The organism is Ligilactobacillus saerimneri (genome assembly GCF_036689625.1).
Taxonomy (GTDB): Bacteria; Bacillota; Bacilli; order Lactobacillales; family Lactobacillaceae; genus Ligilactobacillus; species Ligilactobacillus saerimneri.
On the sequence record NZ_CP144759.1, the window covers coordinates 40,964 to 55,276 of the forward strand.

Genomic DNA, 14,313 nt, shown 5'->3' on the forward strand with positions numbered 1-14,313 from the left:
TTGTCCCTATCGTTCCACGGTAGGGTTTTTGTTTGCCAGCCAGAGCTAGGTCTGGCAAGAGAAGAACGCAATAAGGCGGGCTAGCTGTTATCAAACAAACAGTTAGTCCGCCTTTTATAGTCGCTTAATTAAACAAACTTTTCAGCCAAGCCACAAACTTGTCCCACCAGCCTTCTGCTTGCTGGGAGGCTTGCGCTACAGTTTTCTTTGTAGTAGCGCTGTTAAACCAGTTTTTAGCTTTGTTCATGAGGTTGCCAGATGATGTTTTAATGTTATTGATTGTATTGGTTACATTACTTACGTATGATTTGCTATTAGCAATAGGAGCTTTTTGGAAATTAATCAAAGCATTGATAATCAGTGTCCGTTGGTTGTTATTGATGGTATTGCTGATCCCTTGTTTGGCTAAATATTTATCCAAGAGGGCGGCAATTTCCTGTTCGGTAAGGGCGCCAGAAGCTTGTTTTTCTTGTGCAATGGCCTTGGTGGTATCCCCTACCGCTGTCATCAATTTACTTGGGTAAGCAGTATCATCCTTATTGGCATCGATTGCTGTTTGGGTGGCGTCTAGGAGTTGGTTGGCTGAAGCAGTATTAGTAGTGTTCAATGGTGCACCATCAGTGGCCAGAGCTTTATAGACTCCGGTAAGAGCGGATTCCCCAGAAACAGCACGGTTGGCTGTAACTGTGATGGTAATGTCAGTAACTCCAGCCATTTGGGCTACGAGAGCATACTGCTGAGCAGTTACCTTAGTAATATTGTCAGCACCATTATACGGTTTGATATTAACCTTGACCCCAGAGCCAGGATCACCAGGAGCGATTGCGACGGATGAGATCATCGCAGCATCGGTAGTTGCGTCATTGTTGATGTACTTGTGGTAATCAGCAGCATTTACTGTGAGCTTTTTAAAACTACTATCAATTTGGAAGGCATCGTTGAGCTTAGGATAGACTTCCCGAGCAACGCCAGATCCATAGACAACATAAGGGGAAGTAAGGGTGTGGGTGGTTTGTTGGCTACTGCTACTGTCAGTTGTGTCAGCGTGGACTACGGCTGTGGAGGGAACGGTATGCTGCGATGAACGGAGGGTTGGAGCAGCCAAGATACCTCCGAGAACGAACGCACAGAGACTGCCCGCAACTAGCTTGGTTAATGGATGGTTAGTAATAGCTTTTTTTGGCATGGATTTGAACCCCTTTCAAATAAGTAACAACCATATTTCCCAGTTATTATTTTACCATGAAGGACTTAAGCGTCAGTGGAAGTAAGGTTTTTGGCTTGCGCCACGGCGATTTGAGCCGCTGTTGGGATCGAAGGCATAGCTCCAAGACCTTGCACAGCTAAAGAGGAGGCCGTTTGACCATAGTTGACAGCCTCCTCAAGGTTGGAGAAGTCAGGCTTAAGTTGGGCGGTCATACTCCCGATAAATGTATCGCCAGCACCGGTGGTATCGATGGCTTGGACTTTGTAGGCAGGCAGAACTGTAGCTTGCTTTTCTTGGTAAAGATAGACTCCTTTGGAACCCAGAGTGATCAAAAGGTTGTGAACGCCTAAATGCGCAAAATGGGCTCCTGTCTGGGCCAAGGACTTGGCGTCCGTGATCGTAATTCCAGTCAAAGCTTCACTTTCGGTTTCGTTAGGAACTAAAAGGTCGGTGTAGGCTAGTAATTCAGCCGATACTTCTTTGGCAGGTGCGGGGTTGAGGATGGTTTTGACACCATGTTCCCGAGCAATCTTAAAAGCCGCTAGGGTTGCTGCTTGTGGCGTTTCAAACTGAGCAATCAAAAAGTCGGAGTTCCTAATGGTATCGATCACAGCTGGTTGGTTGATGGTGGCTGGAGTTATTTCGTGGTTGGCGCCACCATACACCATGATACTGTTTTGTCCTTGCTGGTTGAGGATGATTGCGGCTGACCCAGTTCCGATGTCTTTTTGGATAAAAACATTACTGATATCAACATTATTTTCTGCTAGAGCTGTCCGCATAAACTGGCCAGCATCATCACCTCCGACCATACCAATAAAAGCTGTGCTAGCCCCTGATCGAGCCGCGGCCACAGCTTGGTTAGCGCCTTTGCCCCCCGCTGCAGAAGTTTTGTTGCTGGCTGCAATGGTTTCACCTGGTTGTGGCATTCGGTCAACGTGATAGGTGGTATCCAGATTGATACTTCCTAGGACTGTGATGCGATTTGTCATAAAAAACACCCCTCTTGCTTGAGTTACTTCGTAAATTAACTAATCTAATTATACCAGCCACAAAGAAAAACCAGGGCGGCAAGCGGTAAAGTTTTTCCAAACATTGGGCGTGAACTGGGGGTGAATACTGACAAACGCAACGGTTGGGGGTATACTAAAATTAAAACAAACCCATAACACTTTAAGCGGAGCGTTTGCAGTGGCGATCATTCGTTACTCCAAAGGCGCCGCTTTTTGTTAGCGAATAGAAAAAAAGCACTTTCTAAAATGTGGTAGAATACACATATGTAAAGGTTTAAAAATTCTTAATGACTAGATTTTATTAAAGATTGCGAGGTGAATAACCGTGAAGAAAATTTTTTCCAAAGATTTCTGGCGTTTGCCAGAATTCATGAGCAATGATCGGTTGCGGTGGATTGCCTTTTTCTTAGTGGTTATTTCGCTAATTAGTATCTATTTATCATTGTCCAAAAACATTCTATTTGGGATCGTCATCTTGGCTGTTGTCATTCTGATGTTGGCAATTATTTACATTGAGTTCCAACAGATGACCCAAGATACTAGTGATTATATTTCTGACCTATCTTATCGGATCAAACGGGGCGAACAGGAAGCGCTGATCCGGATGCCTTTGGGGGTTCTGTTACTCGATCAGACGGGTGATATTGAATGGGTCAACCCATACATGCAGCGATATTTTGGTAAAGATGATGTGATTGGCAAAAAAATCGCGACGGTTGATCCTGAGTTGGGCGATTTGATTGCAGAAAATTGGGAAGTTAAAAAACCCATCGAAGTAACTTGGAAAGATCAGCATTTTCAGATGTATATTCAAGCTGATATTGATGCGGTTTACATGATGGATATTACCCATTACTTCGATATCGAAGAACGCTTCCGCAACACGCGGTTGATCATTGGGCAGATTTTCTTGGATAATTATGATGAAGTTTCCAAGACGATGGCTGATGAAACAATTTCCAATATTAATAATTACATTACGACCACCCTATCAGAATGGGCCCACAAGATGGGGGTTTTTCTAAAGCAAGTCGATGAAGATCACTTCTTTATCATTGGGTACCGGCAGTCGTTAGTGCGGATGGAGAATCGTAAGTTTAGGGTGTTGGATAAGATTCGCAAGGACACTTCCAAACAAAATAATCCCCTGACCTTGAGTATCGGGATTGCCTACGGGGGAGATGACCTCAATGAGATGTCTAAACAAGCGCAAAGTAATATGGACCTGGCATTAGGCCGGGGTGGAGACCAGGCGGTTATTCGGAAGGTTAATGGACGCCAGCCGCGTTTCTACGGGGGAAAAACAAATCCAATGGAAAAGCGGACCCGGGTCAGAGCGCGGATGATCTCACAGGCTCTCCAAGAGTTGATTCGCCAGTCCGACCAGATTTTTGTGATGGGGCACATGCGGCCTGATATGGATTCGATCGGGGCAGCAATGGGGATCCGGCGTATTGCCCAGATGAATGGGCGCAAGTGTTGGATTGTGATGGACCAGGAGCATTTGCATTCGGATATTCAGCGACTAATGGAGGAGGTTCAAAATGAACCTGCTTTGCGGACATGCTTCATTACCCCGGAAGAAGCCCATGAAAAGGTAACTCGTAAGAGTTTGCTAATTATGGTTGACCACTCGAAACCATCCATGACTACGGACCCACAGTTGTATGAACTGATGCAGAACCGGGTGATGGTCATTGACCACCACCGGCGGGGGGAAGAATTTCCTGAGAACCCCATTTTGGTTTATATCGAACCGTATGCTAGTTCAACGTGTGAGTTAATCACTGAATTATTTGAATATCAGGCACCAACCAAAGAACCAATCACGCGGTTGGAAGCCACAGTGATGCTCACGGGGATCACAATTGATACCAAATCCTTTACTCTACGAACGGGGACGCGGACCTTTGATGCCGCTAGTTATTTACGGTCAGTTGGGGCTGATGCAACATTGATGCAACACTTTATGAAAGAAGATGTGCAAAGCTACATGCAGCGTAACCATCTGATTGACCTGGTTGAGTTTGTTGGTCCTGACCGGTCACGGGCCCTCTGTGCGGGCGAGAATGACCGGATCTTTGATGCGGTGGCTGCAGCGCAGGCTGCCGATTCTTTATTGACTGTTAGTGGAGTACAAGCTTCCTACGTTATTTCCCGTCGGGATGAAGATACTATCGGTATTTCTGCCCGGAGTAATGGGAAAGTCAATGTCCAGATTGTTATGGAAAAACTGGGAGGCGGTGGTCACCTCTCCAATGCTGCTACCCAGATTACTGGCAAAACAGTGGCTGAGGTTCGTAAGCAATTACTTGAATTAATTAATGATGAGCAGGAAAATAATAATGATGAGCCAGGCACAGATGCAACTGATGCCTAGTGACAAGGAGGAGTTAACATGAAAGTTATTTTTACACAGGACGTCCGTGGTAAGGGAAAACGCGGTGAAATCAAGGAAATTCCTGATGGGTTTGCTAACTTCCTGATCAAGAGTAACAAGGCTAAGAAAGCTGATGCCCAAGCAATGTCTCAATTACGGGGCCAAAAACGGGCTGAAGCTAAGCGGGAAGCAGAAGAATTGGCTGAAGCTAAAGCTCTTAAGGAGAAGCTAGAATCAGGCAATATGATCGTTGAACTCAAGGCTAAAGCCGGGGTTGATGGGCGCCTCTTTGGTTCTATTACTAGCAAGCAGATTGCCCAAGGCTTGGAAAAGCAACATGGGATCAAGGTTGATAAGCGGAAGATGGACCTGTCCGAACCATTGCGGGCTATGGGTTACCGGAATGTGCCAGTTCGGTTGCACAACGATGTAACAGCGCACGTTCGGGTACACGTTTCAGAAAAATAAAGTACAGTTAGTAAGATAAGTTAAAAAAGACTGTTCAGTCACGAATTTGTGATTGAACAGTCTTTTTTATGTTTATTGATCAGGTGCTTCGAAGTTGGCGATGTTGGTAAACTTATTATACTGCTTACTGAAAGCCAAATTAACCGTTCCGCGGGCCCCTGCCCGGTTCTTTTCAATAATTAATTCCACAGTACTTGGAACCTCATCTGCCTGATTGCTATCTGTATTCTGGAATGGTTGTTGGTTGTCGCTGTTTTCATCCGCTTTAGGGGTTAAATTCGTACTTTCGTAGTAGTCTTCCCGGTATAAGAAAGCGACGATGTCCGCGTCCTGTTCGATAGACCCAGATTCCCGAATGTCGGAGAGGACGGGACGCTTGTCTTCACGACTTTCTACCCGCCGGGAGAGCTGGGATAGGGCGATGACAGGAACGTTGATTTCCTTGGCCAATTTTTTGAGTTGGCGGGAAATTTCAGAAACTTCTTGTTGCCGGGATTCTTTATTACTACCTTCAATTAGTTGAAGGTAGTCGATCACAACTAAACCAAGAGGCTTATCTTTTTGCCGCTCTTTGGCTAGGCGGAGACACTTGGCCCGGATTTGGGACATCTTGATCCCAGGCGTATCGTCGATATAGATCGAAGCTCGCGAAAGGGACCCAACGGCCATCATTAACTTGCGGTATTCGTCTTCATCTAAACTCCCATTCCGCAAGTGATCAGCCCGAATTGTCCCTTCGGCACAGATCATCCGGCTTACCAGAGATTCGGCACTCATTTCAAGGGAGAATAGGGCGACAGTGGTTTCACGACTAGTAGCGATATTTTGTGCCATGTTAAGGGCAAAAGCAGTTTTCCCCACAGCCGGCCGGGCAGCCAAGATGATCAAATTGTCAGGTTGTAGTCCAGAAGTCAGCCGGTCAAAGCCAGTATAGCCGGTTGGCAGACCGGTAATTTCATTACCTTGGGTAGCTAGGCGGTTGATTTCATCGACTGTCTTGTCCAAAACTTCATCAATTCGCCGGAAACCACCGCTATTGCGGTTAGAAGAAACGCCCATAATAGACCGTTCGGCGTCATCGAGGATATCAGCAATCTCCATCCCCCCTTCGTTGGTCTGCGTGATGATGTCAGTGGCAGCAGCGATAAGCCGGCGAGCAGTAGCCTTGTCAGCAACAATTTTGGCGTAATAAGCAATGTTAGCAGCCGACGGTACAACACTAGCGATCTCACTAATAATCGTGGCCCCTCCTACGTCTTCGAGTTGGTTATTAGACTTCAAAGTGTTGAGCAGGGTCACAGTATCCAAGGGTTGGTCTTTGTCGTTGAGTTCGACCATAGTCTGGAACAAGATTCGGTGGGCATGCTTGTAGAAATCTTCTGGTTGGAGGTATTCCAACGCAGTGGCGATGGCACTATTATTTAAAAGAATCGCCCCTAAAACAGCTCTCTCGGCTTCGATGTTTTGGGGTGGCAAGTAGTTATTAAGGGTATTTTCGCTAGCCACAATGTTCTTCCTTTCGTAAATAATTCTGTTGCCTATTTTAGCATAAGAACGAACAGCCTGGTTATAAATACATATTACACAGTCTTTTATGAAACAATAAAAAAAGGTGGAGAAGCTCCACCTTAATAGTTATTAGTGTTACCAAAAGTTTAGAACAGTTGGTCAACATGTTCTTTAATGATTTGGGCAGATTTGCGGAATTCGGCGTCTTCAGCAGCGGTTAATTCCAATGGAATAACTTCTTCAACCCCATCGGCCCCAATAATAGCAGGGTAACCAACGTAAGTTCCTACACTTGGAACGAAAACAGAAACAGGAGCAAAAAGTTTAGCATCAGCGAAGACAGCCTGGGCTAACCGCACCGCACAAGTAGCGATGGCATAGGAAGTATAACCCTTACCAGCAGCCACAACGAAGGCATTGTCTTTGGTAGCCTGCATTAATTGAGCCTGAGTGGCTTCGTCCAACAAGCTAGTGGCGGGCTTGTTGTTGACACTAACTGTTGACCAAGCTACAAATTGGGAGTTGCCGTGTTCGCCGAGAACGAAACCACTGACGTTGCGTGGGTCTTGGTGTAAATGATCACCTACGGCCCGTTGCATCCGGGCTGTATCAAGGAAAGTCCCTGTCCCGAAAACATGGTTTTGTGGTAAACCTGTCACTTTTTGAAGGATGGTTGTGACAGCGTCACATGGGTTAGCAACGTTGATGATGATTCCGTGGAAGCCAGAATCTTTAATTTGTTGGCCAACTTCTTTAGCAGCATCACTATTAAAACCGAATTCAGCGAACCGGTCGCCGGATTCAACACTAGCTTTGATGTTCCCAAAAGCAGTGATGAGGACATCAAGATCACGAAGATCTGAGAAGTCTTGTGCTTTCAGTTTAACGTGGAAATCATTCCGGGCTAAAGTGTCACTTAGATCGTTAAATTCGGCTTGAGCTTTCTTGGGGTTCTTGTCGATCAGTACTAGCTCATCTGCAATCCCGTGGGTGAAAAGAGTGAAGGCAACAGTTGCGCCGACGTGTCCTAAACCGATAATACCAACTTTTCTCATAAATTAAAGACCATCCTTTCCGCATTACAACAAAAATTCATTTACTCAATATAATATCTTATTGTGTGAAAAAAATCACTAACTAAAAAAACGAAGGCTATTTTCAAGATAAATACTCTCTCTAAATAAAATAAGAGCCAGGAGAATTTTCTCCCAGCTCTTAACTGCGATTAAACAACAAGTACGAGGGTGGTATGAGTCAGCGTCAATACAACACTGACAATTAGTTTATAGAAAGGAGTAATAGTGGTGTCGGATTGGATGGACCACCCTCGGGAGGGATTCCCTCCTACCACTTTAACTTTAGCATAAAAGGAGATAATGATTTAAGTAAAAGGCTCACGCCTGGCTGTGTGTCTGTGGAAGTAAAATAAAAATTTATTTGAGTAAGGCTAATTATCCAGTTTAGACCCGACATATAGTGCGAATTTATCCTATATGGTCGTGTCTTTTGGAGAAACAAGTCCCAAGAATGTATGCGCCGGAGTATGTGATGATTGTTAGGGGCATAGATAATAATGCGTAGAAAGAGCCTATAAACATTTTTCTTTTTACAATCTGCTAAGTGGCTAGGTTTTTCTTCAAAAGACGAACATTAAACAGCATTTTAATTTCATAAACGGATTGAATAATGATAATATTCGGTTTTAGCTTGAATAAAGATGTGGTGTTTGTTAGTATATGAAATGGTGTTTTTGCGAATGATCGCATTAAAAATAATATTGAGGTGAATATCTATGTCATCAGTAGTAGTAGTTGGTTCACAGTGGGGCGATGAAGGTAAGGGAAAGATCACTGACTTCTTGAGTCAGAATGCCGAAGTCATTGCTCGTTATTCTGGCGGGGACAATGCCGGGCATACGATCATGTTCAATGGCGAAAAGTTTGCTTTACGGCTAATGCCTTCAGGGATTTTCTTCCCAGAAAAGATCAATGTGATTGGTAATGGGACAGTGCTCAACCCGGAACACTTAGTTGAAGAAATTGATAACTTGACTGCACGGGGGGTTTCCGTAGACAATCTTCGAATCTCTGACCGGGCCCATGTAATTTTGCCTTACCACATTGTTTTGGATCGACTCCAAGAAGAAGCCAAAAAAGGTGATAAGATTGGGACAACTGGTAAGGGGATTGGCCCAGCTTATATGGACAAGGCAGCTCGGGTAGGGATCCGGATGGCTGACTTGTTAGAAAAGGAAACTTTCGAAGCTAAGTTGCGGACTAACCTAGCTGAAAAGAACAGTCTTTTCCAAAACGTATATGGGGCAGACCCATTGAAGTTTGAAGATATCTTTGAACCATTCTACGAATATGGACAACGGTTGAAAGAATATGTCACTGACACTTCAGTTGTTCTCAATGACGCATTAGATGCAGGCAAGCGTGTTCTCTTTGAAGGGGCACAAGGAAACATGCTGGACATCGACCAGGGAACATACCCATATGTAACATCATCTAACCCAGTTGCTGGTGGGGTAACGATCGGTTCTGGGGTGGGACCAAATAAGATCAACAAAGTAGTCGGTGTTATCAAAGCCTATACTTCACGGGTAGGGGATGGTCCATTCCCTACGGAATTGCACGATGCTACCGGCGACTTTATCCGAGAAGCTGGTCATGAATACGGAACAGTTACCAAGCGACCACGGCGCATCGGCTGGTTAGATACGGTTGTCTTACGGCATTCCAAGCGGGTTTCGGGATTGACCAACCTGTGCTTGAATTGTGTCGATGTCTTGACTGGTTTAGATGAGATCAAGATCTGTGTTGCCTACGAATTGAATGGGGAACGGATTTACCATTATCCAGCAAGTTTGAAGCAACTTCAGGCCTGCAAGCCAGTTTATGAAACCCTCCCAGGTTGGAAGGAAGACATCACTGGGTGCAAGACGCTGGAAGAATTACCAGAAAATGCCCGTAATTACATTCACCGGATTCAGGACCTAGTTGGGGTTAAGATTTCGACATTCTCGGTTGGACCAGATCGTGACCAAACTAATGTCTTGGATCAAATTTGGGCACAAATTTAATTCACATTTAAACTATTACGCTAAATATATGAGCAGAAAGACAGTGCAAAGGCGCTTCTTTCTGCTCTTTTTATTGCGAAAAAAGCAAGTTTCATTTTTAGTTTAGATAATTTTTTGATTATAGTTATAATAAATAATTATTAGTGATAATATAATAATAGCAATAGGTGTATTTTAATGCACTTGACATTAAAAAAGATAAAAAGGCTTGATATTAGGGATTAAACACTGCCAATTTTTGATTGATATTTGACGGACAAAAACGCACTGGATAAGGGATTATAGTAAATGATAAAAAAATTGATTTAATTTTGCCCTTTTATTTTAAGAGAATAAAGTATATGATAGTAAAGGATTATCCATAAGGAACATACGTTCTAAATGGAGAAGTTGAATATTTTTAAAGCAGGAGGCAATATATTATGGCAGCATTAACCGATGAAACATCTACACAAAGCATTATTTACCAAGTGATGCGTGAGCGACAAGTCAGTTACGAGGAAGCCATTAAGTTGCTCCTGCATTTTGTTGATCAGCAAGCAAGTAAGTAATGCTTGCGTTGGGAATATAATTTTGGTAATTTGAATTTAAACAAACTAAGGAGGAATCGTCCATTGTTAAACTAATTCTGTTTTCATTCGACTGTAAGATATTGCAATGTTTGGACACATTAGCAGATCTTTGTCGTGAACAGAATTAGTGGACGGTTCCTACTGGCGAATTGAGAATAGCGGTAGTAGGTCCTGACACGTGCACACGGTGAGGATCTTTTTTGTGTCCTAAAAAGGAGGATACAATGACCAATATTAAACTAAAAAACATGACCTTTGCATATCCGGGACAGGATAATTTGTTTTCTGATGTAACAATGACGCTGGACGCTTCGTGGCATCTCGGCTTGTTAGGGCGCAACGGTCGGGGGAAGACAACATTTTTGCAGATTATTCAAGGACGCCTACCAGTGCAAGGGCAGGTACAAACAGGCCTACTATTAGAGTATTTTCCATATACCATTGCTGATCCAGAGCAACTGACTCTATACGCTTTACAAGCTGTGACAGATTTTGAAGAGTGGCAGTTGCGCCGAGAATTGAATCTGATGGATTGTAACCCTGAAATTATTTGGCAACCGTTCGCCACCTTAAGTGGTGGGGAGCAAACAAAAGTTTTGTTAGCAGCGTGTTTTTGCCACACTGAACGGTTTATCTTACTGGACGAACCAACGAATCACCTGGACATGGCAACACGGCATCAAATAGCGGAGTATTTGCGGCGAAAAAAACAGGGGTATATCGTTACTAGTCATGACCGGGCTTTTCTGGATGAAGTGGTTGATCATGTACTGGTAATTGAAGCCCAAAATATTACCCTAATGCAGGGGAACTATTCAACTTATCGGCGCCAAAAAGACCGGCGTGACCAATTTAATCAAGAAAAAAATGACCGGATTAAACAAAATATTCAGCGGCTACGTGAAACTGCCCGCCAAAAGGGGCAGTGGGCCTCGCAGGCAGAGGGAAAGAAAAAGAAGCAAGCGTATGATGGGCGTGGGGACTTGGATAAGGGGTTCTTAGGAGCTAAAGCAGCCCGAATTATGAAACGGGCCACAACCATGCAACGGCGGATTACAGACGAAATTGAAGCCCAATCGGGTCTGCTAGCCAATATTGAGACAGTGGTACCGCTAACGCTCAACTATCAAGAACCACGGGCCGAACAAGTTTTACAGGCGCGAGATTTAACGGTGATGACAGCAGAAAATAATGCCTTGTTTAAGCCGGTAACGTTTACGTTAAACCGGGGGCACCAACTAGCTCTCGTTGGTGCGAACGGTAGTGGTAAGACCCGGTTGGTGCACCAAATAGTTACAGCCTTAGCTGCTGGGCGCCCCACTGCCAATCTTCAATTTGTTAGTCAGCTACGATATAATTATTTTCAACAACTGACGCGGCTTCCGGACCAAGACTTGACAACATTTGCAGCTGCTCAGGGAGTAGCCCGGGACACTTTTTTTAATCTCTTACGCAAATTAGGTTTCAGTCGGGAGGCACTTACACAAAAACTTCAAACATTAAGCGCTGGCCAGCAAAGAAAAGTAGCTTTGGCGCTTAGCCTAGCTCAGCCAGCCAATATTTACTTTTGGGATGAGCCTTTTAACTACTTAGACACCTATAATCAAGATCAATTAGTAGATTTGATTAAAACAGTGCGGCCGACAATGTTGTTGGTGGAGCACGATCAGCGTTTATTAGAGCAACTACAAGTCCCAACGATTGAAATTGAAAAAGAATAAGCAAATGAATAGGGGCTGGAAAAAGTTTTTTCCAGCCCCTGTTTTATACGCTGATGTTACAAAATAATTGGAAGACTATATTTCTAATGCAGACCACGGGAGTTTTTTTCGGTAGGCCTGCTGTTTTTGTTTACGGTCAAAATAACCAGCACAGATGGCCCGCTCCTCGGTAGTTTGGGGAACAACCGCCGGTAGCGTAGCTGCTTGATCTAAGAGCACAAAAGTCAAAAAAGCTGTTCCACCCAAAAAATGCTCGTGGGTATCTAGCCGTTCGCCAGTTAGTTTAGCGAAGACCTCAAGTGACCGCGTTCCAACCCCACTTACATAAGTGGTAATAGTTAGCATGTCATTAAGTGTAAAGGGGTGGATAAAATCATAATGATCAACAGCGGCAGTAACCATTTGCGAGGGTGCGATACGACTGGCAGATAGCGAAGCAACACCATCTAAGATACTTAATAAATGACCGCCATAGACTGTATTGTGTTCATTGAGATCACTGGCTAAGAGCCGGTAACTAGATGTGATTCGGGTGTCATGACAAGTAAAAGACTGAGACATAATTTTCCTCCGTAACTGCTTAGTACCAACCAGTGATTTGGTGGAGCCAATTGGCATACGCTGGCCAGAGATGGAGAAGCAGAATATTAATAATGATTAGAGTTATTCCGATTGCGAGAACCACTGGCATTCGACGCATGATAATAATCATCCTTATCCATAATATAGTGATTACTATTGTAACATAAGGGGAAATTTGCAGAATGAGAATAATTTTGTTAACCTATTATGTATAATAAAAAATATTTTTAATCATAAGTAAAAAAGAATGGTAAGAACAAAAGGAGGTATATTACAAGCGGAGTAATACAGGAAAACTTTCTTGTTCCGCTGTTTTTATGGAAAATTCATTAATTAGTTACAAAAAAGCACCTATTTCAACAACACATATTCGGCTATATATTGCCATGATTTTGGGACAGATCACCTGTGGCTACGGGTTGGGGATTATGGGAACGGCACTGGGGCAACTTCCAACCGATATTCATATCAATGGATTATGGCAAGGATTGCTGGGAGCTGGGAGTTTGTTTGGCCTGGCGGGCAGTGCACTTATGGGGCGTTTAGCTGATGAAGTAGGGCGGCGCAAGATGCTGATGCTTAATATGTATTTGCTAGCATTATTTTCTTTGGCCCAAGTGCTGACGACTAATCTAGTGGTCTTGTTAGGCTTACGGGTCTTAATTGGGTTGATGATTGCGATTGATTACACTGTCGGAAATGCTCTCTTAGTTGAATGGTTGCCGGCCAACAAAGGGGGAAAATTTCAGAGTAAACTGATTATTTATTGGACAGTAGGATTTATTTTAGCTTATTGTGCGGGGATAATAATCCATACTACCAGTTCGCACAATTGGCAATTTATCCTAGCATCAGCAGCCTTTTGGGGCTTGGTAACAGCTATTTATCGCACGGCTTACCCTTTACCGGCATCACCAGCATGGCTGGCTAACCAAGGGCGAACCAAAGTAGCACGTAACGTGGTTCAAAAACACCTGGGTAAGCGGTGGGGGTTACCGCTTTGGATGCGGCAGAAGCAACCGCAAAACCAAGTTACTTGGCGGTTGCTATTTAGTCCACGCTATCGGCGCCAGACGGTTGTTGGGGGATTGTTTTATGCCTCGCAGGCGTTTGCCTTTTTTGGAATTAGCATCTTTTTACCATTGTTATTAATGAATTTACATTTAAACGAAAGTAATATTTCAGGACTTATTTACAGTGGTTGCTTGCTAATAGGGGTCCTAGTGGGAGGTTATGTTTTCCGCGTAGTAAGGCGGCGTAGCTTTTTGATAGGGACATTCTTATTGGCAGCAGTTGCCTTATTGGCGATGGTACTATTACGCCGGGGCCAGCCGACCGTACAGATCATTCTTTTTGGACTGTTTGCAGTCATCTTATCAGCAGGCTTAGTCCTTGACTACCCCTATCCGACAGAGTTATTTGACGATCAGGTTCGGGCTTCAGGCGTTGGCTTATGTATCACCATTAGTCGGTTCGGAGCAGCAAGTGGAACCTTCTTGTTGCCGGTGATTACGGCTGGTTGGGGTGTTTATTGGGCTATGCTTGTGTGTGTTGGCGCTCTAGTCTTTGGTGGACTTGTCTGCTGGGGCTGGGCACCTGAAACCTCACCACGGTTCAAATAGACCAGATAGCATAGCTAAGCGGAGAGGCTGGGAGAAAATACTGTTTTCTCCCAGCCTCTCGGTCTTTATTTTCCCCTTACTTTTTGGGTGCTGCTAACATACTTATAGATGAACAAAATAAGGGTCGTACTCCCAAAATGCAACGACAGAAGTG

At 44.1% G+C, this 14,313-nt stretch carries 11 protein-coding genes; 6 read left to right on the forward strand and 5 right to left on the reverse strand.

Translation table 11 applies throughout. The features are described 5' to 3' along the window. Window positions 1–124: 124 nt before the first annotated feature. Window positions 125–1,186 (reverse strand): DUF1002 domain-containing protein, encoded by a 1,062-nt coding sequence (locus V3C97_RS00200; RefSeq protein WP_338434225.1) that lies wholly within the window; start codon window positions 1,184–1,186, stop codon window positions 125–127. Window positions 1,187–1,251: 65 nt separating this feature from the next. Further along, window positions 1,252–2,199, reverse strand: a complete 948-nt coding sequence (rbsK, locus tag V3C97_RS00205) for a ribokinase (protein ID WP_268889170.1) — start codon at window positions 2,197–2,199, stop codon at window positions 1,252–1,254. Between the two features lie 346 nt (window positions 2,200–2,545). Between rbsK and V3C97_RS00210 the strand changes: the two genes are divergently transcribed. Continuing rightward, entirely contained in the window at window positions 2,546–4,600 is a 2,055-nt protein-coding gene (locus V3C97_RS00210; protein WP_268889171.1) for a DHH family phosphoesterase, read from the forward strand. An 18-nt stretch (window positions 4,601–4,618) separates the two neighbouring features. Next, on the forward strand, window positions 4,619–5,068 hold the full coding sequence (gene rplI / locus V3C97_RS00215; RefSeq protein ID WP_009552719.1) for a 50S ribosomal protein L9: 450 nt from the start codon (window positions 4,619–4,621) through the stop codon (window positions 5,066–5,068). Window positions 5,069–5,140: 72 nt separating this feature from the next. On the opposite strand, the gene dnaB is transcribed toward rplI, so the two are convergent. Both dnaB and V3C97_RS00225 read right to left on the reverse strand, forming a co-directional pair. After that, window positions 5,141–6,574, reverse strand: a complete 1,434-nt coding sequence (gene dnaB, locus V3C97_RS00220) for a replicative DNA helicase (protein ID WP_009552721.1) — start codon at window positions 6,572–6,574, stop codon at window positions 5,141–5,143. 149 nt (window positions 6,575–6,723) lie between these two features. After that, window positions 6,724–7,632, reverse strand: coding sequence for an L-lactate dehydrogenase (locus V3C97_RS00225; RefSeq protein WP_338434226.1), 909 nt, complete (start codon window positions 7,630–7,632; stop codon window positions 6,724–6,726). A 737-nt stretch (window positions 7,633–8,369) separates the two neighbouring features. Between V3C97_RS00225 and V3C97_RS00230 the strand changes: the two genes are divergently transcribed. The 3 genes from V3C97_RS00230 (at window position 8,370) to abc-f (ending at window position 11,955) form a co-directional block, all read left to right on the forward strand. Further along, window positions 8,370–9,662 carry an adenylosuccinate synthase gene (locus tag V3C97_RS00230; protein WP_268889172.1) on the forward strand — a complete coding sequence of 431 codons (1,293 nt, stop codon included), beginning with the start codon at window positions 8,370–8,372 and terminating at the stop codon, window positions 9,660–9,662. Window positions 9,663–10,084: 422 nt separating this feature from the next. After that, window positions 10,085–10,213, forward strand: a complete 129-nt coding sequence (locus V3C97_RS00235; RefSeq protein WP_258409048.1) for a hypothetical protein — start codon at window positions 10,085–10,087, stop codon at window positions 10,211–10,213. A 245-nt stretch (window positions 10,214–10,458) separates the two neighbouring features. Then, window positions 10,459–11,955, forward strand: coding sequence for a ribosomal protection-like ABC-F family protein (abc-f, locus tag V3C97_RS00240; protein WP_338434227.1), 1,497 nt, complete (start codon window positions 10,459–10,461; stop codon window positions 11,953–11,955). 75 nt (window positions 11,956–12,030) lie between these two features. Here abc-f and V3C97_RS00245 read toward each other — a convergent pair whose 3' ends face one another. Further along, a complete protein-coding gene (locus V3C97_RS00245; protein WP_027826860.1) occupies window positions 12,031–12,516 on the reverse strand; it encodes an acyl-CoA thioesterase in 486 nt (161 codons plus the stop codon). Between the two features lie 338 nt (window positions 12,517–12,854). Between V3C97_RS00245 and V3C97_RS00250 the strand changes: the two genes are divergently transcribed. Next, on the forward strand, window positions 12,855–14,159 hold the full coding sequence (locus V3C97_RS00250) for an MFS transporter (RefSeq protein ID WP_338434228.1): 1,305 nt from the start codon (window positions 12,855–12,857) through the stop codon (window positions 14,157–14,159). Window positions 14,160–14,313: the final 154 nt, after the last annotated feature.